This is a genomic window from Streptomyces sp. SID14515 (assembly GCF_010548505.1).
Lineage (GTDB): Bacteria > Actinomycetota > Actinomycetes > Streptomycetales > Streptomycetaceae > Streptomyces > Streptomyces caviscabies.
Genome location: NZ_JAAGMH010000071.1, coordinates 1 through 24,215, shown reverse-complemented (window position 1 = coordinate 24,215; position 24,215 = coordinate 1). Strand labels below are relative to the sequence as shown.

At 70.2% G+C, this 24,215-nt stretch carries 25 protein-coding genes and 1 pseudogene; 22 read left to right on the top strand and 4 right to left on the bottom strand.

Annotated elements, in window-relative coordinates; genetic code table 11:
• The first annotated feature begins 142 nt into the window (after window positions 1-142).
• Entirely contained in the window at window positions 143-853 is a 711-nt protein-coding gene (locus tag G3I54_RS14365) for an HAD family phosphatase (RefSeq protein WP_164614718.1), read from the top strand.
• A gap of 323 nt (window positions 854-1,176) precedes the next feature.
• Window positions 1,177-2,775, top strand: coding sequence for an ABC transporter substrate-binding protein (locus tag G3I54_RS14360; RefSeq protein WP_164614716.1), 1,599 nt, complete (start codon window positions 1,177-1,179; stop codon window positions 2,773-2,775).
• Between the two features lie 105 nt (window positions 2,776-2,880).
• Here G3I54_RS14360 and G3I54_RS14355 read toward each other — a convergent pair whose 3' ends face one another.
• Both G3I54_RS14355 and G3I54_RS14350 read right to left on the bottom strand, forming a co-directional pair.
• Window positions 2,881-3,552, bottom strand: coding sequence for a response regulator transcription factor (locus tag G3I54_RS14355; protein WP_003970158.1), 672 nt, complete (start codon window positions 3,550-3,552; stop codon window positions 2,881-2,883).
• Window positions 3,553-3,561: 9 nt separating this feature from the next.
• Window positions 3,562-4,407 (bottom strand): PD-(D/E)XK nuclease family protein, encoded by an 846-nt coding sequence (locus tag G3I54_RS14350; protein ID WP_239144370.1) that lies wholly within the window; start codon window positions 4,405-4,407, stop codon window positions 3,562-3,564.
• 177 nt (window positions 4,408-4,584) lie between these two features.
• On the opposite strand from G3I54_RS14350, the gene G3I54_RS14345 reads away from it, so the two are divergent.
• The 3 genes from G3I54_RS14345 (at window position 4,585) to G3I54_RS14335 (ending at window position 7,591) form a co-directional block, all read left to right on the top strand.
• On the top strand, window positions 4,585-5,835 hold the full coding sequence (locus tag G3I54_RS14345) for a site-2 protease family protein (protein ID WP_164614712.1): 1,251 nt from the start codon (window positions 4,585-4,587) through the stop codon (window positions 5,833-5,835).
• A gap of 70 nt (window positions 5,836-5,905) precedes the next feature.
• Window positions 5,906-6,823, top strand: a complete 918-nt coding sequence (locus G3I54_RS14340; protein WP_015607518.1) for a tRNA (adenine-N1)-methyltransferase — start codon at window positions 5,906-5,908, stop codon at window positions 6,821-6,823.
• A gap of 183 nt (window positions 6,824-7,006) precedes the next feature.
• Window positions 7,007-7,591, top strand: coding sequence for a hypothetical protein (locus G3I54_RS14335; protein ID WP_164614710.1), 585 nt, complete (start codon window positions 7,007-7,009; stop codon window positions 7,589-7,591).
• Between the two features lie 47 nt (window positions 7,592-7,638).
• On the opposite strand, the gene G3I54_RS14330 is transcribed toward G3I54_RS14335, so the two are convergent.
• The gene (locus G3I54_RS14330) at window positions 7,639-7,950 is read right to left on the bottom strand and encodes a ferredoxin (RefSeq protein WP_164614708.1); all 312 of its coding nucleotides are present in this window, start codon (window positions 7,948-7,950) and stop codon (window positions 7,639-7,641) included.
• A 240-nt stretch (window positions 7,951-8,190) separates the two neighbouring features.
• Here G3I54_RS14330 and arc point away from each other — a divergent pair, with 240 nt between their 5' ends.
• The 6 genes and pseudogenes from arc (at window position 8,191) to prcA (ending at window position 14,008) form a co-directional block, all read left to right on the top strand.
• Complete coding sequence (arc, locus tag G3I54_RS14325; protein WP_030632382.1) at window positions 8,191-9,957, top strand: proteasome ATPase; 1,767 nt, start codon at window positions 8,191-8,193, stop codon at window positions 9,955-9,957.
• Between the two features lie 235 nt (window positions 9,958-10,192).
• Window positions 10,193-11,704 carry a depupylase/deamidase Dop gene (gene dop, locus G3I54_RS14320; protein WP_164614706.1) on the top strand — a complete coding sequence of 504 codons (1,512 nt, stop codon included), beginning with the start codon at window positions 10,193-10,195 and terminating at the stop codon, window positions 11,702-11,704.
• A 129-nt stretch (window positions 11,705-11,833) separates the two neighbouring features.
• On the top strand, window positions 11,834-12,052 hold the full coding sequence (locus tag G3I54_RS14315; protein WP_003970166.1) for a ubiquitin-like protein Pup: 219 nt from the start codon (window positions 11,834-11,836) through the stop codon (window positions 12,050-12,052).
• A gap of 105 nt (window positions 12,053-12,157) precedes the next feature.
• A pseudogene (locus tag G3I54_RS39485) lies at window positions 12,158-12,349 on the top strand (endonuclease domain-containing protein); the annotation flags it as partial.
• Entirely contained in the window at window positions 12,301-13,146 is an 846-nt protein-coding gene (prcB, locus tag G3I54_RS14310; RefSeq protein ID WP_164614704.1) for a proteasome subunit beta, read from the top strand. The pseudogene G3I54_RS39485 and the gene prcB, both read left to right, overlap by 49 nt.
• Before the next feature lie 58 nt (window positions 13,147-13,204).
• The gene (prcA, locus tag G3I54_RS14305; protein ID WP_164614702.1) at window positions 13,205-14,008 is read left to right on the top strand and encodes a proteasome subunit alpha; all 804 of its coding nucleotides are present in this window, start codon (window positions 13,205-13,207) and stop codon (window positions 14,006-14,008) included.
• Window positions 14,009-14,050: 42 nt separating this feature from the next.
• Here prcA and G3I54_RS14300 read toward each other — a convergent pair whose 3' ends face one another.
• Window positions 14,051-15,082 (bottom strand): LacI family DNA-binding transcriptional regulator, encoded by a 1,032-nt coding sequence (locus tag G3I54_RS14300; protein ID WP_164614701.1) that lies wholly within the window; start codon window positions 15,080-15,082, stop codon window positions 14,051-14,053.
• A gap of 135 nt (window positions 15,083-15,217) precedes the next feature.
• On the opposite strand from G3I54_RS14300, the gene G3I54_RS14295 reads away from it, so the two are divergent.
• The 11 genes from G3I54_RS14295 to G3I54_RS14245 all read left to right on the top strand — a co-directional run.
• Window positions 15,218-16,477, top strand: coding sequence for an MFS transporter (locus G3I54_RS14295; protein WP_164614699.1), 1,260 nt, complete (start codon window positions 15,218-15,220; stop codon window positions 16,475-16,477).
• A gap of 9 nt (window positions 16,478-16,486) precedes the next feature.
• On the top strand, window positions 16,487-17,848 hold the full coding sequence (gene pafA / locus G3I54_RS14290; protein ID WP_026290808.1) for a Pup--protein ligase: 1,362 nt from the start codon (window positions 16,487-16,489) through the stop codon (window positions 17,846-17,848).
• A gap of 155 nt (window positions 17,849-18,003) precedes the next feature.
• Complete coding sequence (locus tag G3I54_RS14285; protein ID WP_164614696.1) at window positions 18,004-18,987, top strand: FKBP-type peptidyl-prolyl cis-trans isomerase; 984 nt, start codon at window positions 18,004-18,006, stop codon at window positions 18,985-18,987.
• Between the two features lie 64 nt (window positions 18,988-19,051).
• On the top strand, window positions 19,052-19,423 hold the full coding sequence (locus tag G3I54_RS14280) for an FKBP-type peptidyl-prolyl cis-trans isomerase (protein ID WP_164614694.1): 372 nt from the start codon (window positions 19,052-19,054) through the stop codon (window positions 19,421-19,423).
• Window positions 19,424-19,574: 151 nt separating this feature from the next.
• Window positions 19,575-20,528 (top strand): WYL domain-containing protein, encoded by a 954-nt coding sequence (locus tag G3I54_RS14275; protein ID WP_164614692.1) that lies wholly within the window; start codon window positions 19,575-19,577, stop codon window positions 20,526-20,528.
• Between the two features lie 13 nt (window positions 20,529-20,541).
• Complete coding sequence (locus G3I54_RS14270; protein WP_030583605.1) at window positions 20,542-21,498, top strand: WYL domain-containing protein; 957 nt, start codon at window positions 20,542-20,544, stop codon at window positions 21,496-21,498.
• A gap of 22 nt (window positions 21,499-21,520) precedes the next feature.
• Window positions 21,521-21,859, top strand: a complete 339-nt coding sequence (locus tag G3I54_RS14265; protein WP_203686247.1) for a hypothetical protein — start codon at window positions 21,521-21,523, stop codon at window positions 21,857-21,859.
• A gap of 54 nt (window positions 21,860-21,913) precedes the next feature.
• Complete coding sequence (locus tag G3I54_RS14260; RefSeq protein WP_164614690.1) at window positions 21,914-22,111, top strand: hypothetical protein; 198 nt, start codon at window positions 21,914-21,916, stop codon at window positions 22,109-22,111.
• 218 nt (window positions 22,112-22,329) lie between these two features.
• Window positions 22,330-22,626, top strand: coding sequence for a Sec-independent protein translocase subunit TatA (gene tatA / locus G3I54_RS14255; protein ID WP_164614688.1), 297 nt, complete (start codon window positions 22,330-22,332; stop codon window positions 22,624-22,626).
• A 49-nt stretch (window positions 22,627-22,675) separates the two neighbouring features.
• On the top strand, window positions 22,676-23,641 hold the full coding sequence (gene tatC, locus G3I54_RS14250) for a twin-arginine translocase subunit TatC (RefSeq protein WP_164614686.1): 966 nt from the start codon (window positions 22,676-22,678) through the stop codon (window positions 23,639-23,641).
• An 18-nt stretch (window positions 23,642-23,659) separates the two neighbouring features.
• A partial coding sequence (locus G3I54_RS14245) for a diacylglycerol kinase family protein (RefSeq protein WP_343240336.1) occupies window positions 23,660-24,215 on the top strand: 556 nt, incomplete at its 3' end.

Sequence of the window (24,215 nt, the reverse complement as noted above, 5' to 3'; positions counted from 1 at the left end):
GCGGACTTCGCCCCGCGGTCACGCGCCTTTCGCGCACCGCGGCGGGACACGTCGTACACTGGTCGGTCCAGTGCAGGCCGGTCGCCCTCCCGCTTTCGGGAATGGCGGCCGGCCTTCTCGTCCCTTACGGAAGGTGTGCCGGATGACCAGTACGGTCCCCGCGTCCTTGACCCGCACGGCCGAAGGCGCCGCCCTGCAGGCGGTCCTTCTCGACATGGACGGAACCCTGGTCGATACCGAGGGCTTCTGGTGGGACGTCGAGAAAGAGGTCTTCGCCGGTCTCGGGCACCGGCTGGACGAGTCCTGGCGGGACGTGGTCGTCGGCGGTCCGATGACCCGCAGCGCCGGCTACCTCATCGACGTCACCGGTGCCGACATCCGGCTGGACGAGCTGACCGTGCTGCTCAACGACGGATTCGAGAGCCGTATCGCGCGCGGAGTGCCGCTGATGCCGGGAGCCGAGCGGCTGCTCGCCGAGCTGGGCGCCTACGAGGTGCCCACCGCGCTCGTCTCGGCCTCGCACCGCCGGATCATCGACCGGGTGCTGGACTCGGTGGGCCGTCACCACTTCGCGCTCACGGTCGCCGGGGACGAGGTGGCCCGCACCAAGCCCCACCCCGAGCCCTACCTCACCGCCGCCGCGGGCTTCGGCGCTGACCCCTGGCGCTGCGCCGTCATCGAGGACACCGCGACCGGCGTGGCCGCCGCCGAGGCCGCCGGATGCCGGGTCGTCGCCGTGCCGTCCGTCGCCCCCATCGCCCCCGCGGCCGGACGCATGGTCGTCGGCTCCCTCGAAGAGGTCGACCTCGCCTTCCTCCGCAAGCTCATCACCGGAGCGGGCGGAACGTGCTGACATGCACCGGACTCCCATGCGAACCGGGCGTCCGTTTGTGAACGAACAGCGGATTTTCTGCCCCCGCCCGTGTGCGTTCCGGCAACGTTCCATGGATGAGGATCAGCCACAAGGCGCATATGTGAAGAGGGCGGACGCGTGACCTTCCTCACCCGAAAGCCTCCCGGGGCCCGCCGGGATCGGGTGAGCTGTCCGTAATCGTGTTCGTATGTCGCCCGCTGCGGCCGCCGGGGGAGCGTGCGCCGTCCTCCACGCGGTCGGAGGGGCCACCAGCGGCTACTAACTTTGATTCCTCACCTGCCGGGATGAGGGAGAACGTCCAGATGAACCGCAAGACCCTGGTGCTGCCGGCCGTCGTCGGCCTGCTCGCCCCCGTGCTCGCCGCCTGCGGCAGCACGGACAGCGGCGCCGGTGGCAAGGGAGCCATCGTCGTCGGCACCACGGACCAGCTCGTGGCCTCCAAGGAGAACCCCGCGCCGCTCGACCCGGCCATCGGCTACGAAGCGGGCGTCTGGAACGTCCTGCGGCAGACCGTGCAGACCCTGACCGCGGTGCCCAACGGCGGCGGCGAGCCGGTGCCCGAGGCCGCCCGCAGCTGCACCTTCACCGACACCGCGAACGAGAGCTACCGCTGCACCCTGCGGGCGGGCCTCACCTTCGCCGACGGGACGCCCGTCACCGCCGAGGACGTGAAGCACTCCATCCAGCGCGTCATCGACATCGACTCGGACAGCGGGCCGGTCGGCCTGCTCGCCAACATCGACATGATCGAGACCAAGGGCGATGACCAGGTGATCTTCCACCTGAACACGCCCGACGCGACCTTCCCGTACAAGCTCGCCACCCCCGCCGCCGGCATCGTCCCGAAGGCGCAGTACCCGGCGAAGGAGGCGCGCACCGGCTTCCAGGTCGACGGCTCCGGCCCGTACACCATGAAGCCGCAGGTCGAGGACGGCCGGGTCGTCAAGATCGCCTTCACCAAGAACCCCTCGTACAAGGGCGAGCTGAAGGTGCTCAACGACAAGGTCGAGATGGACCTCTTCCCCGACGCCGAAGCCATGGGCAAGGCGCTCGACGAGAAGAAGATCCACATGATGACCCGGGCGATGTCGCCCGAGCAGGCCCACGACATGCTCGTGAAGCCGAAGGAGGGCGTCGAGCTCACCGAGATGCCCGGCCTGGCCATCAGCTACCTCGGGTTCAACACCAAGGACCCCGTGGTCAACAAGTCCGTCCGGCAGGCCATGGCGCAGATCATCGACCGGGGCGAGATCGCGGGCAAGGTGTACGGCACCACCGCCGAACCGCTCTACTCCCTGATCCCCTCCAGCATCGCCGGGCACACCAACGCCTTCTTCAACAAGTACGGCGAGCCCAACACCGCCAAGGCCGCGACGATCCTCCGCGACGCCGGGATCAAGACGCCGGTGAAGTTCACCCTGCACTACACCAACGACCACTACGGCTCGGCCACCGCCGAGGAGTTCAAGGCGCTCCGGGAGCAGCTGAACAGCTCCGGCCTCTTCGACGTCTCCGTCAAGGGCAAGGAGTGGTCGCAGTACCGCCCCGAGCAGAAGCGCGGCGACTACGCCGCCTACGGCATGGGCTGGTTCCCCGACTTCCCGGACCCGGACAACTACACCGCGCCCTTCCTGGACGAGAACAACTTCCTCAACTCGCCCTACCGCTCGCGCGAGGCGCAGAAGGTCCTCATCCCGCAGTCCCGCCGCGAGGCCGACCGCACCGCCGCCGCCATCACCTACGAGAAGCTCCAGGACATCGTCGCCACCGATGTGCCGGTCCTCCCGATCTGGCAGGGCAAGCAGTACGTCGCCTCCCGCGACGGCATCGCCGGAGTGGAGCGCTCCGTCAGCGCCACCTCCGAACTCCAGCTCTGGGAGCTCAACCGGCCCAGCGTCTGAGCCCGACCTCACCTGATCCGACCAAAAAGCCGTCCGGCCCGCCCCCTCTCCTTCGACAGGACGGGGACGGGCCGGACGGCTTCGCCGTACGCGGGGCAGGGGCCGCTACTGCGCCCCGGGGCGCACCAGCCCGCTCTCGTACGCGTACACCGCGGCCTGCACCCGGTCGCGCAGGCCCAACTTCGTGAGCACATGGCCCACATGCGTCTTGACCGTCGTCTCGCTGACGAACAGATCCGCCGCGATCTCCGCGTTGGACAGCCCCCGCGCCACCAGCTTCAGCACCTCGACCTCACGGTCCGTCAGCGTGTGCAGGGCGTCCGGCACCGGGTCCTCGCCGGACGGCAGATGGTCCGCGTACTTGTCGAGCAGCCGGCGCGTGATGCTCGGCGCGAGCATCGCCTCGCCCGCCGCCACCACCCGGATCGCCTGCACCAGTTCGGCCGCCGGAGCGTCCTTCAGCAGGAAGCCGCTCGCCCCCGCACGCAGCGCCTCCACCACGTACTCGTCGAGATCGAAGGTGGTCAGCACCAGCACCTTCGCCGGGCCGTCCTTCCCGGGGCCGGTGATCTGACGGGTCGCCTCCACCCCGTCCATCCGCGGCATCCGGATGTCCATCAGCACCACATCGGGCTGCAGCGCCCGCACCTGATCGATGGCCTGCAGACCGTCACCGGCCTCACCGACCACCGCCAGATCGCCTTCGGCCTCCAGAATCATCCGGAAACCGGTGCGCAGCAGAGGCTGGTCATCGACCAGAAGGACGCGGATCGCCACAGGAACTCCTTAAGGGCCCTCAAGGGCCACGGCTCGGCCGGCCTCGGCCCGGACCGGTCCCATTCTGCCCTGGCCATCCTCACCCGGGTCCGCCGGGCGGACCGACAGCGGATAGACCGGGGGAGTCCCACCGAATTCCGGACACACCGCCCGGTGGTCGCACCAGCCGCACAGCTTCGTCGGCCGGGGCCGCCAGTCACCGGTCTCCGTCGCCAGCGCGATCGCGTCCCACAGCGCCAGCAGCTTGCGCTCCACCCGCTCCAGGTCCGCCACCACCGGGTCGTACGTCAGCACGTCCCCGCTGCCCAGATAGACCAGCTGGAGGCGGCGCGGCACGACGCCCTTCAGCCGCCAGACCACCAGCGCGTAGAACGTCATCTGGAACAGCGGGCCCTCGGAATACTCCGGCCGCGGCGCCTTGCCCGTCTTGTAGTCGACGATCCGGACCTCGCCGCTCGGCGCGACGTCCACCCGGTCGATCACCCCGCGCAGCCGCAGCCCCGACTCCAGCTCCGTCTCCACGAACAGCTCGCGCTCCGCCGGCTCCAGCCGCGTCGGGTCCTCCAGCGAGAACCACCGCTCCACCAACTGCTCCGCCTCGCCCAGCCAGCGCGTCAGCCGCTCGCCCTCGCTGTCCTCGGCGAACAGCTCGCCCAGCTCCGGCTTCGACTCCAGCAGCCGGTCCCACTGGCCGGGAATCAGCGCCCGCGCCCGCGGCGCCGTACGGTCGGCCGCCGGGGCGTCGAAGAGCCGCTCCAGCACCGCATGGACCAGCGTGCCGCGGGTAGCCGCCTCGCTGGGCTTCTCGGGCAGCCTGTCGATGACCCGGAAGCGGTAGAGCAGGGGGCACTGCATGAAATCGCTCGCCCGCGACGGCGACAGGGACGAAGGCGGCTGAGGCGGCCGCGGCACGGAAGTCATGTCTCCAGACCCTACGGCCCGCCACTGACAGTCAGCGGCATACCATCGACGGCAGACCCTCGCACACTGCATGATCGTGGCAAAGGCCACTCACCGAACCGAAGGGACCCCGTGGACGAGAGCGGCGACAGCGGGCGGCCGCAGCCCGGCGCAGGGGGAGCGCCCCCCGGCGCCGACCCCGACAACGGCAAGCCGAAACGCCCCGCGGAACCCGGCGGCGGCCTGCTCATGGGCCGCCCCTTCGGCGTGCCCGTCTACGTCGCCCCCAGCTGGTTCGTCGTCGCCGCACTGATCACCTGGGTCTTCGGCGGCCAGCTCGACCGCGTGCTGCCCGAGCTCGGCGCCGCCCGCTATCTCGTCGCGCTGTTCTTCGCCATCGCCTTCTACGCCTCCGTGCTCGTCCACGAACTGGCCCACACGGTCGCCGCCCTGCGCTACAAGCTCCCGGTCCGCCGCATCCAGCTCCAGTTCTTCGGCGGCGTCTCGGAGATCGAGAAGGAGAGCGAGACACCCGGCCGCGAGTTCGTCCTCGCCTTCGTCGGACCGCTCCTGTCCCTGGTCCTCGGCGGCGTCTTCTACGGCGCGATGCAGCTCGTCGAGCCCGGCACGGTCCCCGGTGTCCTGCTCGCGGGCCTGATGATCTCCAACCTCATCGTGGCCGCGTTCAACCTGCTGCCCGGCCTGCCCCTCGACGGCGGCCGGATGCTTCGCGCCGTCGTCTGGAAGATCACCGGCAAGCCGATGAGCGGCACCATCGCCGCCGCCTGGGTCGGCCGCGGCCTCGCCGTCGTCGTCCTCGTCGGCCTGCCGCTGCTCACCCACACCGGAGCGGTCGGCGGCTCCGCCCAGGACATCGGCGGCGTCGAGACCGTCATGGACGCCCTGCTCGCCGCGATCCTCGCCGGCATCATCTGGACCGGCGCCGGGAACAGCCTGCGCATGGCCCGCCTCCGCGAGCACCTGCCCGACCTCCGAGCCCGCACCCTGACCCGCCGCGCCGTCCCCGTCGAGTCCGCCACCCCGCTCTCCGAAGCGCTGCGCCGGGCCAACGAGGCGGGCGCCCGCGCCCTGGTCGTCGTCGACGGACAGGGCAACCCCAAGGGCGTCGTCCGCGAGGCCGCCATCGTCGGCGTCCCCGAACACCGCCGCCCCTGGGTCGCCGTCAGCGGCCTCGCCCAGGACCTCACCGACGGCATGAAGGTCCCCGCGGAACTGGCCGGCGAAGCCCTCCTGGACCGGCTCAAGGCCACCCCCGCCACCGAATACCTGGTGGTCGAGGAGACCGGCCAGATCTACGGGGTCCTCTCCACCGCCGACGTGGAGCGCGCCTTCGTCAAGGCCATGGCCCGCCCCGGAGCCTGAGGGCCCGCCCGGCCGTCGACGGCGCGGGCCGGGCGGTCGGCGGCCCCGGAATCACCGGTAGGCTGGTCACATGTCTGAACCGACCGGTGCCGCCCGCCGACGTGGGCCCTTCAAGGTCGGGGACCAGGTACAGCTCACCGACCCCAAGGGCCGCCACTACACCTTCACGCTCGAGGCCGGAAAGAACTTCCACACCCACAAGGGTTCTTTCCCGCACGACGAGCTGATCGGTGCCCCCGAGGGCAGTGTTGTCCGAACCACGGGAAACGTCGCCTATCTCGCGCTGCGCCCCCTGCTCCCCGACTACGTCCTGTCCATGCCCCGCGGCGCCGCCGTGGTCTACCCCAAGGACGCGGGGCAGATCCTGGCCTTCGCCGACATCTTCCCCGGCGCCCGCGTCGTGGAGGCCGGGGTCGGATCCGGCTCGCTCAGCACCTTCCTGCTGCGCGCCATCGGTGAGCAGGGCATGCTGCACTCCTACGAGCGCCGCGAGGACTTCGCCGAGATCGCCCAGCAGAACGTCGAGCGCTACTTCGGCTCGCCGCACCCCGCCTGGCAGCTGACCGTCGGCGACCTCCAGGACAACCTCTCCGACACCGACGTCGACCGCGTCGTGCTGGACATGCTCGCCCCCTGGGAGTGCCTGGAGGCCGTCTCCAAGGCCCTGGTGCCCGGCGGCATCCTCTGCGCCTACGTGGCCACCACCACCCAGCTCTCGCGCACCGTCGAGTCCATCCGCGAGATCGGCTGCTTCGCCGAACCGCAGCCCTGGGAGTCGATGATCCGCAACTGGCACGTGGAGGGCCTCGCCGTCCGCCCCGACCACCGGATGATCGGCCACACCGGCTTCCTGGTCACCGCCCGCCGCCTCGCGGACGGCGTCGAGCCGCCGCTGCGCCGCCGCCGCCCCTCCAAGGGCGCCTACGGCGAGGACTACGACGGACCGGGCAGCCAGAGCCGCGGAGGCTCCGCCGCCGACCGCGGCTGACCCGCCCAACGAACCGGCGCCGCCGCGCAGTTCCCCGACCGACCGGGGAACTGCGCGGCGGCGCCTTTTCGTTGCACCCCGCCGTTCCGCCCGGGTGTGAGGTGTGGCACGATGCTGGCCACCCCTCAGGGGTGCTCCCCACCCCCTCACCGGGCTTCCAGGAACCATCAGGAGACATACCGCGTGCAGACCCCCGCGCTCCCGGAGCTCGCCCACACCGCCGCCAAGCCGGTGCACTGGCTCGCCACGGCCGCGGCGATGGCGGGAGTCGTCGCGCTGGCCGGGCTGCTCCAGCCCCGTACGGCCACGGCGACCGCCACGGCCCCCGAGCAGCGGACCACCACGCGGCAGCACGGCGCTCCCGTGCCCGCCCCGGACCCGGCCGGGGTGGACTTCCCGCTGGAGTGCGGCGGCGCCGGGACGACCGTCGCGAAACAGGCCCCCGGCGACCTCGACGGCGACGGGCGGCCGGAAACCGTCGCCGTGGTGCACTGCGCCGCCGGATCGGGCACCCCGCCCGGCGGCATCTACGTCCTGACACAGACGAGCGGGGCCGCACCCCGGGTCGTGGCGACCCTGGTGGACCCCGCTGACAGGAAAACGGTCTCCGACTTCGCCGTACGCGACGGCGTCGTCTCGGCGACCCTGCTCGGCTACTCCTCGCTCGACGTCCCCCGCTGCTGCCCCGACCAGGAGGAACAGGCCTCCTGGAGGTGGAAGGGGAAGGCGTTCGTCCGCACCTCCGGAGACCTCGCCCGCAGCGTCTGAGCGCCGCCTTCGCAGCCTGGGGGTGTCCGGGCGGAGGACCTGGCCGGCTAGTCGGCGTCCGGCCCGTACACCTCGACGTTGTCCTTGACGCGCCGCACATGGATGCAGTCCCCGGGACACTCCTTGGCCGAATCCACGACGTCCTGGAGGAGCGGCAGCGGCACCGGAGTGGTCGCCCCCGGGTTCTGCAGCAGCTCGTCGTCGCTGCTCTTCACATACGCCAGACCGTCGATGTCCAGCTCGAAGACGTCGGGGGCGTACTGCACACAGATGCCGTCGCCCGTACAGAGGTCCTGGTCGATCCAGACCTCCAGGTCCTGCGTGTCACTGTCGCCCGGCGAGTCCTGCTGCACGGTCATGTGTCCTGCCGTTCCTGCGTATCTGAACCAATTGGAGCCAGCCCTGACGGGTGTTGAACAGTTCGACGATACAACCGGCGGCTTTCCGGTGCCGAAGGGTGGGTATTCCCTTGACGTGAGGGAGAGCGCAAGGGTGAAGATCGGACACACCCCGCAGTCTTTGTGATCTAGGGGTTTCAATCACCACCCACCCAGGTAGGGTCAGGAAGCGTCCAGCTCCCCATGGAGGAGGTGAGGACCGTGGCAGCCCACGACGACGACATCAACCGCGGCATCCGGCCCGCGCGAGGGTCAGAAGACCCAGCCGGCCAGGTTGCCTATCTCGAGCAGGAAATCGCCGTCCTGCGACGTAAGCTCGCCGACTCTCCGCGTCATACGAGGATTCTCGAAGAGCGGATCGTCGAGTTGCAGACCAACCTGGCAGGCGTGTCCGCACAGAACGAGCGGCTCGCCAACACGCTCCGTGAGGCGCGTGACCAGATCGTGGCCCTCAAGGAAGAGGTCGACCGGCTCGCGCAGCCGCCGGCCGGCTTCGGCGTCTTCCTGCAGGCCAACGAGGACGGCACCTGCGACATCTTCACCGGGGGCCGCAAGCTCCGGGTGAACGTCAGCCCCAGTGTCGAGCTCGAGGACCTCCGGCGTGGCCAGGAGGTCATGCTCAACGAAGCGCTCAACGTGGTCGAGGCCATGGAGTTCGAGCGGGCCGGGGACATCGTCACCCTCAAGGAGATCCTTGAGGACGGCGAGCGTGCCCTGGTGGTCGGGCACACCGACGAGGAGAGGGTGGTGCGGCTCGCCGAGCCGCTGCTGGACATCACCATCCGCGCCGGCGACGCCCTGCTCCTGGACTCCAGGTCGGGTTACGTCTACGAGGTGGTTCCCAAGAGCGAGGTCGAGGAGCTCGTCCTCGAAGAGGTCCCGGACATCGACTACGACAAGATCGGCGGCCTGGGCGACCAGATCGAGCTGATCCGCGACGCGGTCGAGCTTCCGTATCTGCACCCCGACCTCTTCAAGGAGCACGAGCTGCGGCCGCCGAAGGGCATCCTGCTCTACGGACCGCCCGGCTGCGGCAAGACGCTCATCGCCAAGGCCGTCGCCAATTCGCTCGCCAAGAAGGTCGCCGAGGTCACCGGGCAGCCCGCGGGGAAGAGCTACTTCCTCAATATCAAGGGCCCCGAGCTCCTCAACAAGTACGTCGGCGAGACCGAGCGGCACATCCGCCTGGTCTTCCAGCGTGCGAGGGAGAAGGCGAGCGAGGGCACCCCCGTCATCGTCTTCTTCGACGAGATGGAATCCCTCTTCCGCACCCGCGGCAGCGGCGTCAGCTCGGACGTGGAGAACACCATCGTCCCGCAGCTGCTCGCCGAGATCGACGGGGTGGAGGGCCTGGAGAACGTCATCGTCATCGGCGCCTCCAACCGCGAGGACATGATCGACCCCGCCATCCTGCGACCCGGCCGTCTCGATGTGAAGATCAAGATCGAGCGTCCGGACGCCGAGGCGGCGAAGGACATCTTCGCGAAGTACCTGACCCCGTCGCTCCCGCTGCACGCGGACGACCTCTCCGAGCACACCGGCTCGCGCGAGGCCGCCGCCCACGCCATGATCCAGTCGGTCGTGGAGCGGATGTACACGGAGTCCGAGGAGAACCGCTTCCTCGAGGTCACGTACGCCAACGGCGACAAGGAAGTCCTGTACTTCAAGGACTTCAACTCCGGCGCGATGATTCAGAACATCGTCGACCGGGCAAAGAAAATGGCCATCAAGGCATTCCTGGAACAAGGCCAGAAGGGGCTGCGGGTCGCTCATCTCCTGCAGGCCTGCGTGGACGAGTTCAAGGAGAACGAGGACCTGCCGAACACCACCAACCCGGACGACTGGGCCAGGATTTCCGGCAAGAAGGGTGAGCGGATCGTCTTCATCCGCACACTCGTCACCGGAAAGCAGGGCGCGGACACCGGACGCTCCATCGATACGGTGGCCAATACCGGCCAGTACCTGTAATACGCGGACCGGCTGCGGAAGTCCTCAGGGGCCTCCGCAGCCGGTTGCATTCCCCCGTTCCGGCCATGCCGGAGCAATGTCGTAATGGAGCTCCCCACCGGCGCAGAGGCGCTCTAGGCTCTGCGGTACCGCCGAGTCGCGCAGTGCGGTGACGGGCACCGCACACGCACCGGACACAGCAGCGGTACTTGAGCGTCGCTCCCGGACGGGACCGACGCCGGGCAAGGAGGGCCGCATGACCGTACGGCGAGTAATGGGCATCGAGACGGAGTACGGGATCTCCGTCCCCGGCCACCCCAACGCCAATGCCATGCTCACCTCGTCCCAGATCGTGAACGCCTACGCGGCGGCGATGCACCGGGCGCGACGCGCCCGCTGGGACTTCGAGGAGGAGAACCCGCTGCGTGACGCGCGAGGCTTCGACCTCGCCCGTGAGACCGCCGACTCCAGCCAGCTCACCGACGAGGACATCGGCCTGGCCAATGTCATCCTCACCAACGGCGCCCGGCTGTACGTCGACCACGCGCACCCCGAATACAGCTCCCCGGAGATCACCAATCCGCTCGACGCGGTGCTCTGGGACAAGGCAGGCGAGCGGATCATGGCGGAGGCCGCCGAGCGGGCGGCCGCCATCCCCGGCGCCCAGCCGATCCACCTCTACAAGAACAACACCGACAACAAGGGCGCCTCCTACGGCACGCACGAGAACTACCTCATGCAGCGGGAGACGCCGTTCTCGGACATCGTGCGCCATCTGACGCCGTTCTTCGTCTCGCGCCAGGTCGTCACGGGCGCGGGCCGGGTCGGCATCGGCCAGGACGGCCACGAGCACGGCTTCCAGATCAGCCAGCGCGCCGACTACTTCGAGGTCGAGGTCGGCCTGGAGACCACGCTCAAGCGCCCCATCATCAACACCCGGGACGAGCCCCACTCCGACGCGGAGAAGTACCGCCGGCTCCATGTGATCATCGGCGATGCCAACCTCTCGGAGATCTCCACCTATCTCAAGCTCGGCACCACGTCCCTGGTGCTGTCCATGATCGAGGACGCCTTCATCAACGTCGACCTCGCGGTCGACCAGCCCGTACGCACCCTGCACCAGGTCTCCCACGACCCGGATCTGCGGCAGCTGATCACGCTCCGCAGTGGCCGGACACTCACCGCGGTCCAGCTGCAGATGGAGTACTTCGAGCTGGCCCGTAAATACGTCGACGAGCGGTACGGCGCGGACGCCGACGAGCAGACCAAGGACATCCTGACCCGCTGGGAGGACACCCTCAACCGGCTGGAGACGGATCCGATGAGCCTGTCGGGCGAGCTGGACTGGATCGCCAAGCGGGAGCTCATGGAGGGCTACCGCCGGCGCGACGCGCTGGACTGGGACGCCCCCAGGCTGCATCTGGTGGACCTCCAGTACGCGGACGTACGGCCCGACAAGGGCCTCTACAACCGTCTGGCGGCCCGCGGGAAGATGAAGCGCCTCCTGGACGAGGACGACGTCACCAGGGCCCGTACGAAGCCTCCGGAGGACACCAGGGCCTACTTCCGGGGCCGCTGCCTGGAGCAGTACGCCGACGATGTGGCGGCGGCCTCCTGGGACTCGGTGATCTTCGACCTGCCGGACCGCGACTCCCTGCAACGGGTGCCGACGCTGGAGCCGCTGCGCGGTACGAAGGAACACGTCAAGGACCTGCTGGACCGCTGCCGTACGGCGGAAGAGCTGGTCCGGACGCTGTCGGGCGGCTGAAAGGCCTCCGGGCTGGGAATCAATCACCCGAGGCCCGGACGTTGAACAACTACCGGGCCAAATGTCGGACCCCGTGGGTAGGGTCTGATCAAGAGCTTCGATTGCTTCGAACCGAGCGGGGTGAGCTACATGGCGACCAAGGACACCGGCGGCGGACAGCAGAAGGCGACGCGTTCCACCGAGGAGGTCGAGGAGCAGGCGCAGGACGCGCAGGCGTCCGAGGACCTCGCGGAACGCCAGGAGAAGCTGAGCGACGATGTCGACTCGGTTCTGGACGAGATCGACGACGTCCTCGAAGAGAACGCCGAGGACTTCGTCCGTTCCTTCGTTCAAAAGGGTGGGCAGTAGTTCACCAGTGTGAACGTTTGGTAGGGAGCGGGGTGGCGGCGTCCGCCGTCACCCCGCTCGCCGACCGGGCCCGATCGGCGAGCCGCCGGATCGGTGCGGATAACCCCCGCCGAACATGTGGATCACTCCCGCCGGGCGGGTAGGGTCCGTGGCGTAGTACTTGCTTCAACTGCAATTCGGCCATCGGCAAGTTGGGGGATGATCCTGACTTTCTTGCGCAGGGCCATCGCATACCTGGAGGGAAACGCGTGGAAGCCAACACTCGTAGCACCGGGCGTCTACCAGCTGCCTTCCTGACGCCGGGTTCGTCCTCGTTCATGGACTTCCTGTCCGACCAGTCGCCCGAGATGCTCCCGGGCAACCGGAGCCTGCCGCCGCTCCAGGGGGCCATCGAGGCGCCGCACGGGACGACCATCGTCTCGGCGTCCTTCCCGGGCGGTGTGGTCCTGGCCGGTGACCGGCGCGCCACCATGGGCAACATGATCGCGCAGCGCGACATCGAGAAGGTCTTCCCGGCCGACGAGTACTCGGCGGTGGGCATCGCCGGCACCGCCGGACTGGCCGTGGAGATGGTCAAGCTGTTCCAGCTGGAGCTGGAGCACTTCGAGAAGGTCGAGGGCGCCCAGCTCTCCCTGGAGGGCAAGGCCAACCGGCTCTCCACCATGATCCGCAGCAACCTCGCCATGGCCATGCAGGGCCTCGCCGTGGTGCCCCTCTTCGCGGGTTACGACGTCGACCGTGACAAGGGCCGCATCTTCTCCTACGACGTCACCGGCGGCCGCTCCGAGGAGACCGGCTACGCCGCCACCGGCTCCGGGTCGATCTTCGCCCGCAACGCCATGAAGAAGCTCTACCGCGAGGACCTGACGCAGGAGCAGGCCCTCACCCTGGTCGTACAGGCGCTGTACGACGCGGCGGACGACGACTCGGCGACCGGCGGCCCGGACGTGGCCCGCCGCATCTACCCGATCCTCACCGTCATCACCGACGAGGGTTTCCGGAGGCTGACCGACCAGGAGTCCGCCGAGATCGCGCGCTCCGTCCTGGAACGCCGACTCGAGCAGCCCGACGGCCCGCGCGCCGCGCTGCTCTGATCCGGACCCCGAGCCTCCCCAGACGCACTCGTCACTGACAGAAAGGGACGGATAGCCGGTGTCGACGCCGTTCTATGTCTCACCCCAGCAGGCCATGGCCGACCGGGCGGAATACGCCCGCAAGGGCATCGCCCGTGGTCGCAGCCTCGTTGTGCTGCAGTATGCCGACGGCATTGTGTTCGTCGGCGAGAACCCGTCCCGTGCGCTGCACAAGTTCAGCGAGATCTATGACCGGATCGGCTTCGCGGCCGCCGGCAAGTACAACGAGTACGAGAACCTCCGCATCGGCGGTGTGCGCTACGCCGATCTGCGCGGATACACCTACGACCGCGACGATGTGACGGCCCGTGGGCTGGCCAACGTCTACGCCCAGACGCTCGGCACCATCTTCTCCAGTGCGGCCGAGAAGCCGTACGAGGTGGAGCTGGTGGTCGCCGAGGTCGGCAGCGAGGCCGAGGGCGACCAGATCTATCGGCTGCCGCACGACGGTTCGATCGTGGACGAGCACGGCTCGGTCGCGGTCGGCGGCAACGCCGAACAGATCAGCAGCTTCCTCGACCAGCGCCACCGCGACGGCATGACCCTCGCCGAGGCGCTCAAGCTGGCCGTCCAGGCGCTCTCGCGGGAGCCGGGCGGCGGCGAGCGGGAGATCCCCGCGGAGCGTCTGGAGGTCGCGGTCCTGGACCGCACGCGCCCCCAGCAGCGCAAGTTCAAGCGGATCGTCGGCCGTCAGCTGGCCCGGCTGCTGGACACGGAAGCCGCCGGCAGCACGCCGACGGACGCCCCGTCCGACACCGAGGACGGCGACTCCGCCGACAGCACCGGCACCACCCCGGACTCCACGGAGGAGACGGAGAAGTAGGCAGCACCTCCGGCGTCCCTGGGCCATGGCCCAGGGACGCCGTCATGCCCGGGCGGCGGGGGGCGCCGTGGAGCCGCGTACGACGAGGTGAACCGGCAGACCGCCCGGCTCGGCGGGGCGGCCGTCCAGCACGGCGAGCAGCGCCTCCATGCCCCGCTCCCCGACCTGCTCCGCCGGCAGCCGGACCGTGGTCAGCTCCGGTTCCAGCGCGGTGGCCAGCGCCAGGTCGTCGAACCCGGTGACCGACAGTTCGTCCGGCACCCGCAGCCCGAGCCTGCGGGCCGCCTTGCAGGCGCCGGCGGCCAGGATGTCGTCGTCGCAGACGATCGCGGTGGGCCGCTCCCCGCTGACCGCCAGCGCCCGCTCCACCGCCTCGCGCCCCGCCCGTACGTCCAGCGGGGCCCGCACCGTGCGCACCGTCGCGTTCCCCGCCGCGCCCAGCGCGTCGTGCAGCGCCCCGGCGCGCACCGCGAACGTCCAGGTGTCGACGGCGGACGCCAGATGCAGGAAGCGTCGGTGGCCGAGTCCCAGCAGATGGTCCGTCACCTGCCGCATCCCGTCCGCGATGTCGAGGTTCACATGGGCGGCGGGCCCGGTGTCCGTGGGGTCGCTGTCCAGCATCACCAGCGGCAGATCCGCCCCGTGCAGCGCGCCCAGCGCGTCGGCGGCCATCGAGGAGGCGATGACCCCGTCGAGCGCCGCGCGGGCCGAGGCGAACGGATCCCGGGCCGGTCCCGTGCCGTCGGGCGAGGGGTAGAGCACCACGCCGAAGTCGTGCTCGGCGGCGAGCGCCGCCGCCCCGGCGTACACCCGGGCGAAGAACTCGTTGGTGAGCGCGGGCACCACCAGCAACGCGGTCCTGGTGCTGCCGAGCCGCAGACTGCGGGCCGCCAGATTGGGCCGGTAGCCGAGCTCCGCCGCGGTGTCGCGGACCCGCTGGGCTGTGGCCTCCGACACCCTGCCCGGCCACTTCCCGCCGAGCACCAGGGAGACCGTCGCCTGGGAGACACCCGCCGCGCGGGCCACGTCACGGCTGGTGGGCCGGGCGGGGACGGGCTGCTGCGCGCTGGTCACTCGTGCCTCCGTGCGGGATGTTCCGTAACGCCGCGAGGTGGACCCGCGAACTGCGCACATGGTACGTATGAACCTCGACGTTATACGTAACACCTCGGTGGGCCGCACGGCCGGCCGGGGCGGAGAGGGGCGGGAATGGCCGCGGGATATCTGGACATCCTCCGGGCGCGGCATGCCGCCCGGCTGCTGACGGGCACCCTGGTGGGGCGGCTGCCCAACGGCACCGCGCACATCGCGATCGTGCTGTTCACCCGGGCGGAGGGCGGCAGCTACACCCTGGCCGGCGCGCTCACCGCCGCCTACGGTCTGGCCACCGCCGTCGGGCAGCCGCTGCTCGGCCGGGCCGTGGACCTGTACGGGCAGCCGCGCGTCCAGCTCCCGGCCGCCGTGCTCTCCGCGCTCGGCATGGCCCTGCTGGCCCTCACCGGCCTCGGCTCGCTCCCGCTGGCCTACCTCGCCGTCATCGTCGCCGGAGTCGCCACACCGCCGCTGGAGGGCGGCCTGCGGGCCCTGTGGCCCAGCGTCCTCAAGGGCGAGAGCCAGGTGCACCGGGCCTACGCCATGGACGCCGTGGCGCAGGAGATCATGTTCACCGTCGGGCCCCTCCTGGTGACGCTGCTCGTCTCGCTCTGGTCCCCGGCCGCCGCCCTGCTCGTCATCAACGTCATCGGCGTCCTCGGCGCGCTCTCGGTCGTCCTGTCCGAGCCTTCCCGCACCTGGCGCTCCGCACCCCGCGAGGCGCACTGGCTCGGCGCCCTGCGCTCGCCCGGACTCCTGGCCCTGCTCGGCGCGTTCTTCTTCGTCGGGCTCGCCCTCGGCTCCATCACGGTGGCCGGTGTGGCCTACGCCGACGACCACGGCCGCGAAGCGGTGTACGGCTGGCTGATGGCCGCCCTCGGCCTCGGCGCGCTGATCGGCGGTCTGGCCTACGGGGCGCGGCAGTGGGCCGGTGCGCCGGAGAAGCGGCTGCGGGTCATCGTCGGGCTGCTGGCGCTGGGCTATCTGCCGTTGACGCTCACCCCTTCCGTGCCCGTCATGACCGCATTCGCCGCCCTGGCCGGAGTGTTCCTCGCGCCGGCCATCGCCTGCTCCTTCATCGTGGTCGACCGGCACGCCCCGCGCGGCACGGTGACCGAGGCGTTCTCCTGGCTGGTCACCACGTTCGGCGTAGGCGCGGCAGCCGGTGCGGCCGTCGCCGGACCGGCCGTCGAACTCGGCTCGACCGCCTGGAGCTTCGCCGTCGCGGGGGCCGGAGGAGTGGCCGCCCTCGTCGTCCTGCTGGCCACCGCGAGGGTCCTCGCGGCTCCCGTCCGTACGCCCGCCGTGGTGGCGGGATCGGAAAATGATCGAAACGGTGCCGTCGAACCCGGTTTCAGCTCAGGCCATAAGGCGTAATGTTCAGTCATGGACCGCCGCATTTTCGGGCTGGAGAACGAGTACGGCGTCACGTGCACGTTCAGGGGACAGCGCCGACTGTCACCTGACGAAGTGGCGCGCTACCTCTTCCGCCGTGTTGTGTCATGGGGCCGCAGCAGCAACGTCTTTCTGCGGAACGGCGCCCGCCTCTACCTCGACGTGGGATCGCATCCGGAATATGCAACCCCCGAATGCGACAACGTGACCGAACTGGTCACGCACGACAAGGCGGGCGAGCGCATTCTCGAAGGCCTGCTCGTCGACGCCGAACGCCGCCTGCACGAGGAGGGAATCGCGGGCGACGTCTATCTCTTCAAGAACAACACCGACTCGGCGGGAAACTCCTACGGCTGCCACGAGAACTACCTCGTGGCCCGGCACGGAGAATTCTCCCGGCTCGCGGACATCCTCATTCCGTTCCTCGTCACCAGGCAGCTGATCTGCGGCGCGGGCAAGGTGCTCCAGACCCCGCGCGGCGCGGTCTACTGCGTCAGCCAGCGTGCCGAGCACATCTGGGAGGGCGTCAGCTCCGCGACCACCCGCTCCCGGCCGATCATCAACACCCGCGACGAACCCCACGCCGACGCCGAGCGGTACCGCCGCCTCCACGTCATCGTCGGTGACTCCAACATGTCCGAGACGACCATGCTGCTCAAGGTCGGCGCCACCGACCTGGTGCTCCGCATGATCGAGGCGGGCACGGTGATGCGCGACCTGACCCTGGAGAACCCGATCCGGGCGATCCGCGAGGTCAGCCACGACCTCACAGGACAGCGCAAGGTGCGTCTGGCCAGCGGCCGGGAGGCCTCGGCCATCGAGGTGCAGCGGGAGTACTACGAGAAGGCCGTGGACTTCGTCGAGCGCCGGGGCATCCGCACCGGCACCGTCGACCAGGTCCTGGAGCTGTGGGGCCGCACCCTGGACGCGATCGAGGCCGAGGACCTCGACCGGATCGACACCGAGATCGACTGGGTCATGAAGTACAAGCTCATCGAGCGGTACCGGGCCAAGCACAACATGACCATGTCGAACCCGCGGGTCGCCCAGATAGACCTCGCCTACCACGACATCCACCGCCGCCGAGGCCTCTTCTACCTCCTGGAGCGCAAGGGGCAGACCGCCCGCATCTGCAACGACCTGAAGATCTTCGAGGGCAAGTCGGTGCCCCCGCAGACCACCCGGGCGCGGCTGCGCGGCGACTTCATCCGCCGGGCCCAGGAGCAGCGGCGGGACTTCACCGTCGACTGGGTCCACCTCAAGCTCAACGACCAGGCGCAGCGCACGGTGCTGTGCAAGGACCCGTTCCGTTCCGTGGACGAGAGGGTGGAGAAGCTGATCGCGGGCATGTGACCGGGCCGGTCCGTGCGGACCCGCGGGAAAAGGCACACATTGTACGCCGGGGCGGACCAGCCCCGGCGTACAGCCGTGTCGGTACCCGTGATGCCGCTGGGGCGAAGTCGTAGAGTGGCGGGAGTGCCCGGAGCCCCCCTACGCGAGTTGGACTGATGATCCCCACGAAAACTGCCCGGCGTGCCGCCGCCGTACTGGTTGTGCCCGCTCTGCTGATCACCGCCGCCGCCTGCGGTTCCGATTCCAAGGACGACGCCGCTCCGAAGAAGTCGGGGCCCGTCGCCGAGGTGACCGGGAAGTTCGGCGCCGAGCCCAAGATCGAGATCGCCAAGGACGCCAAGGTGGCCGACGAGGTCGTCGCGGACGACGTCTCGACCGGTGACGGCGCCGAGGTGAAGAAGGGCGACATCGTCCGCCTCGACTTCGCCGGCAACATCGAGGCCCTCGGCTCCACCTGGGCCCAGCGTCAGGGCGCCGACCCGAAGGCCCCGCGCGCCCAGGTCGTGCAGGAGGTCGGCCAGCAGGGTCAGATGCTGCCGACCAAGGTCGCGGACGCGCTGGCCGGCCGCAAGGTCGGCAGCCGGGTCCAGGTCGAGGGCACGGCCCAGGCGATCGTCGGCGATCAGCTGAACCCGCAGTCCGGCATCAAGCCCACCGACCCGCTCGTCTGGGTCGTCGACATCGTCAACGCGAAGAAGGTCGACAAGAAGGGCGAGGCCAAGGGGACCCAGGCCGCGAGCGAGGCCGGGATGCCCGAGGTGAAGACCGCCTCGCAGAAGGCCGCGACGATCACCATCCCCAAGGGCGAGAAGGCCCCGAAGGACCTTCAGGAGCAGGTGCTGATCAAGGGCGACGGAGCCGCGGTCAAGGCCGGTGAGGGCCTGGTCGTCCAGTACACCGGGGTGAAGTGGGAGGACGGCAAGAAGTTCGACTCCTCCTGGGACCACGGTGGCGCGAGCGCCTTCCCGATCGGTGTCGGCGGTGTCATCCAGGGCTGGGACAAGGGGCTCGTCGGCAAGCACGTCGGCGACCGTGTCCTGCTGACCATCCCGCCGAACCAGGCCTACGGCGCCGACCCGTCGAGCCAGCTGGCCAAGAACAACCTGGTCTTCGTCGTCGACATCCTCGGTACCGTCTGAGCGACGGGGCGACCCGTGCGAGACTTGTGGGGTTTGTCCCCAAGACTCTTTTAGGAGCAGCGCAGTGAGCATCGAGAAGCCCGAGGTCGACTTCCCGGGCGGCGAGCCGCCGGCCGATCTGGAGATCAAGGACATCTGGGAGGGCGACGGCGAGGTGGCCCAGGCCGGCCAGAACGTCTCCGTCCACTACGTGGGCGTGTCCTTCTCCACCGGCGAGGAGTTCGACAGCTCCTGGAACCGCGGCACCCCGCTGCAGTTCCGGCTCGGCGGCGGCCAGGTCATCGCCGGCTGGGACCAGGGCGTGCAGGGCATGAAGGTCGGCGGCCGTCGCCAGCTGACCATCCCCGCGCACCTCGCCTACGGCGACCGCGGCGCCGGCGGCAAGATCGCCCCCGGCGAGACGCTGATCTTCGTCTGCGACCTCGTCGCGGTCTGATCCGTTCCGGTTGTGCGCACGAGGGCCCCCGCCGCACGGCAGGGGCCCTCATCGCTGTCCGGCGGGCTCCGCGGTCCGCGGCCCGGCTTTGGTCCCCACACCCCGGGGCGGTACGGTCGACGGTCGTAGAGCAACAAGAGAAAGGGCGTCGATGGCGATTGCCAAGGCCGAGCGGTTGATGAACCTCGCGCTGTGCCTGCTGGGGACCCGGCGCCCGCTCAGCAAGCGCGAACTCCGCGGATCCATCGAGGCCTATCTCGAAGCGGGCTCCGACGACTCCTTCAACCGGATGTTCGAGCGTGACAAGGACGATCTGCGCGAGCTCGGCCTCGTCATCGAGACCGTGGAGAACCTCGACGGCGACACCGGATACCTGGCCCGCCGCGACAGCAACCGGCTGCCCCCCATCACCCTGGACGCCGAGGAGGCCGCCGCCCTCGGCCTCGCCGCCAAGGTCTGGCAGCAGGCCCGCCTCGCCGGAGCCGCCAGCGGCGCCCTGCAGAAGCTGCGCGCCGCCGGAATGCCCGAGGCCGAGGACGCCTACGAGGTGCACAGCGCCCTCGAACCCCGCATCCCCGTCCACGAGGCCGCCTTCGAGCCCCTCATGCTGGCCTGCCGCGACCGCCGCCCCGTCACCTTCGACTACCGCAAGGCCAACTCCGCCCGCGCCGAACAGCGCCAGGTCGAACCCTGGACCCTCGAATGCTGGCGCGGCCACTGGTATCTGGCCGGCTGGGACCGCGAGCGCGGCGCCGAACGCGTCTTCCGGCTCTCCCGCATCACCGGCAAGGTCCGCTCCCGCGCCGGAGCCTTCAGCGCCGAGGTGCCCGACGTGGTCACCGTCCGCGAGACCGTCGAGAGCTGGGCCGGCGAGACCGCGACCCGCACCGCCCGGATCAGGCTGCGCGCCGGAGCCGGCTACCCGCTGCGGTCGCGCGCGAACACCGTGCGGGAACGCGGCGACGGCTGGGACGAGCTGGAGATCCCGTACGGACACGGCCTCGACGCCTGGCTCGTCGAGTTCGGCCCGGACGTCGTCGTGGAGGAACCCGCCGATCTGCGGGCCGATGTGGTGGACCGGCTCCGCGCCGTGGCCAAGGACTAGGGGCAGGAAAACGATGGCCACGAACGCGATCGACCAGACCCGCCGGATGCTGTCCCTGGTGACGTATCTGCGCGAGCGCCCCGGCGCCCACGTCCAGGACGTGGCCCGGGCCTTCGGGATCACCGAGGACGAGCTGATCTCGGACCTCGACGTGCTGCCCATGTGCGGCACCAGCTTCCGCGGCGGCGACCTCCTCGACATCGACACCGACGGCGACCGCATCTGGTGGCACAACCCGGACGACGTCGCCGAGCCGCTGCGGCTCGCCGCCGACGAGGCCACCGCGCTGCTCGTCGCCGCCCGCGCCGTCGCCACGCTGCCCGGCCTGCGTGAGAGCGACCGGCTGGCCCTCGTCCGCGCGACCGCCAAGCTGGAGACGGCCGCCGGCGAGTCCGGGGCGGCCAGCTCCCGGCTCTCGGTGACCTTCGAGGCCGAGGGCGGCGTCTTCGCCGACGTCGACCGGGCCATCTCCGAGCGCCGCCGGCTCTGGCTGCGCTACTACTCGCCCGCCCGCGACGAACTCACCGAGCGCGAGGTCGACCCGATCCGGCTCTTCGCCGTCGGCCACACCTACATGGAGGGCTGGTGCCGGCTCTCCGAGGCCCGCCGGACCTTCCGGCTGGACCGGGTCGCCGAGATCCGCCTCCTCGACGCGCCCGCCGCCCCGCCCGAGCTGGAGCTGCGCGACCTGTCCGCGGGGCTGGTCCAGCCCGCCGCCGAGGACCCGGAGGTCGTGATCGAGGTCGGCACCGGCGGCCGCTGGGTCGCCGAGTACTACCCGCACGACTCCGCCGAGGAACTCCCCGACGGCGGCCTGCGGATCACCCTGCGCACCCCGGACCCGGCCTCGCTGCGCCGGCTCGCCCTGCGCCTCGGCGGCGACGGCCGCATCGTCACCCCGCCGGAGCTCGCGGACAGCGCCCGCGCGGCCGCCCGCGAGGCGCTCGCCGCCTACGAGGACGCGGTCTGAGGCCCGGGGAGGGAAGACGACGATGAACCGGACGACCCTGTTTCCGGCCGCCGCCGGAGTCCGCCCGGAGGCTCTGCCCGCCACCGGGATCCACCCGGCGCCCCTGCCCGGCGCCGGCCCCGTCCCCGTGCCGGTGCCCGCCGCCGTACGCTTCCGGGCCGCCTGTCCCGACTGCCGCGGGCGCTTCGAGCTTGCCGCCGCAGCACTGCGCCTCGCGATCGGCGCCACCAGCCGCACCACCTTCTACACCTTCAGCTGCCCCGAATGCGGCGCCTCGGTCCGTAAGCCGGCCGGGGAGCGCATCATCGAACTGCTCACCGGCGGCGGCGTACGGACCCTGCGCCTGCACACCGCCCTGTAGCGCCCGACCCCTGTGGCGCCCGACCACAGCGCCCGTAGGAAGAGGCACCGCCGTATGTTCTGGCCCATGCTCGCCATCGCCCTCGGATTCCTGGGCATCGCCGTGCTCGGCGTGCTCGGCATCAAGGTCTTCGTCGAGGCCCAGCGTCTCGGCCGACAGGTCACGGTCACCACCGAGCGGACCAACCGGGCGTCGGAGGACCTGGAACGGGCCGCCACCCGCCTCGCGGCCACCGGTGACGGCCTGCGATAACGGGCCCGGGGGCCTGATGTTCGACAGCACCGGGGGGTACGCTGCATGGGTCGGCCCAGGCAGGGAGGTGCGGGCCGCAAGCCGGAGTACGCACGGGCATTGCCTCGCGTTTACTCCCGCGGGTTACGATCGCTGCCAAGCGCAACGATCGGACGTATGCCCGGTCGAACGGGTAGCGAGCCCACCCTCCAGCCGCCTCAGTGAGAAGGAAGTCGCACATGATCGGCAATCTGAAGCCCCTCGAGATCGTTCTGATCATCGCGGTCATCCTGCTGCTCTTCGGTGCCAAGAAGCTTCCCGACATGGCGCGTTCGCTCGGCAAGTCGGCCCGCATCCTCAAGAGCGAGGCCAAGGCCATGAAGAAGGACGACGCGGCGACCGCGACGCCCACCACGGAGACCGTCGAGGACACGGTCCCGCCGCAGGCCACCACCGCGCGCACCATCCAGGCCGCCCCGGGAGACGTCACCAGCTCCCGCCCGGTCAACGAGGCCAAGCCCACCACCCAGAGCTGACCGCTGACGCGCTCCGCCGACAGCCGCCGCACGAGACGAGGGAAGTGGGTTGCTCAAGTCTGCCCGCAAGCAGGAGAAGGACGACGAGGGGCGGATGCCCCTCCTCGATCACCTGCGTGAGCTGCGTAACCGGCTGCTGAAGGCCGTGCTGGCGATCATCGTGGTGATGATCGTGGCGGCGTTCTACCAGAAGGAGATCTACGAGTTCCTTCTGGCTCCCATCCAGGAGTCCGTCGGCTGCAAGAACGGCGTGGTCACCACCGTCGACGGCAAGTCCTGCGCACTGCTGAAGACGGACACCCTGATCGGGCCGTTCACCAACGCGCTCAAGGTCGCGCTGATGTCCGGTGTGCTGCTGGCGACCCCGGTCTGGCTCTACCAGCTCTGGGCGTTCGTCGCCCCCGGCCTGCACAAGGGCGAGAAGCGCTACGCCTACGCCTTCGCGGTCGTCGGCGCACCGCTCTTCGTCGCCGGCGGATACCTCGCCTACGCGATCCTGCCGCAGACCGCCGAGATCATGCTCGGGTTCAGCCCCGACGATGTGCAGAACCAGATCGGGCTCGACAGCTATCTGGATCTGCTCGTCCGCATGGTGATCGTCTTCGGGCTCGCCTTCGAGCTGCCCCTGCTGCTCATCGCGCTGAACATGACGGGCATCGTCTCCGGGAAGCGGATGCTCACCTGGTGGCGCGGCATGATCGTCGGCCTCACCGCCTTCGCGGCCATCGCCACTCCTGGCGGCGAGCCCATCTCGATGCTTCTGCTGGCCGGTCCGCTCGCACTCCTCTACTTCATCGCCGTCGGCTTCTCCCTGCTGAACGACAAGCGCCGCAACCGCGGCAACCCCGACGCCGAGCTCAGCGACGACGAGGCCTCGGATCTCGACCTGACGCCCGAGCCCGTCGAAGGTGTGGAGCCCGTCCCGGCCCCGCGCCGGGCGCTTCCGGAGCAGGCGTCCGGCGATGCGGACGGTCCCGGATCACACCGGCTGAACGGTTACGACGACATCACCTGACCTTGTAGGGTCCGGCGGGTGACCAGCGAGATCACCCTCTTCGTCAATCCCACCGCAGGACGCGGCCGGGGCGCGCACGCCGCGCAGCCGGCCGCTTCCGCGTTGCGGGACGCCGGATTCTCCGTCCGTACGGTGCTGGGCGAGGACGCCGACGACGCCCTGCGCCGGGCCCGCGAGGCGGTCGCGGCGGGGACCGGGGCACTGATAGCCGTGGGCGGGGACGGGCTGATGTCCCTCGCCCTCCAGGCCGTCGCGGGGACGAGTACGCCGCTGGGCGTCGTCGCCGTCGGCACCGGCAACGACTTCGCCCGCGCCCTGGGCCTGCCGATCCGCGACCCGGCCGCCGCCGGACGGCTGGCCGCGCGGGCGCTCAAGGAGGGCGGCCACCGCGACATCGACCTCGGACGGGTCGGGGACCGCTGGTTCGGCTCCGTCCTCGCCTCCGGGTTCGACTCCCGGGTCAACGACCGGGGCAACCGGATGCGCTTCGTCGGCGGACGGTTCAAGTACGACCTCGCGATCCTCGCCGAACTGGCCGCCTTCAGGCCGATCCCGTACCGCATCCGGCTCGACG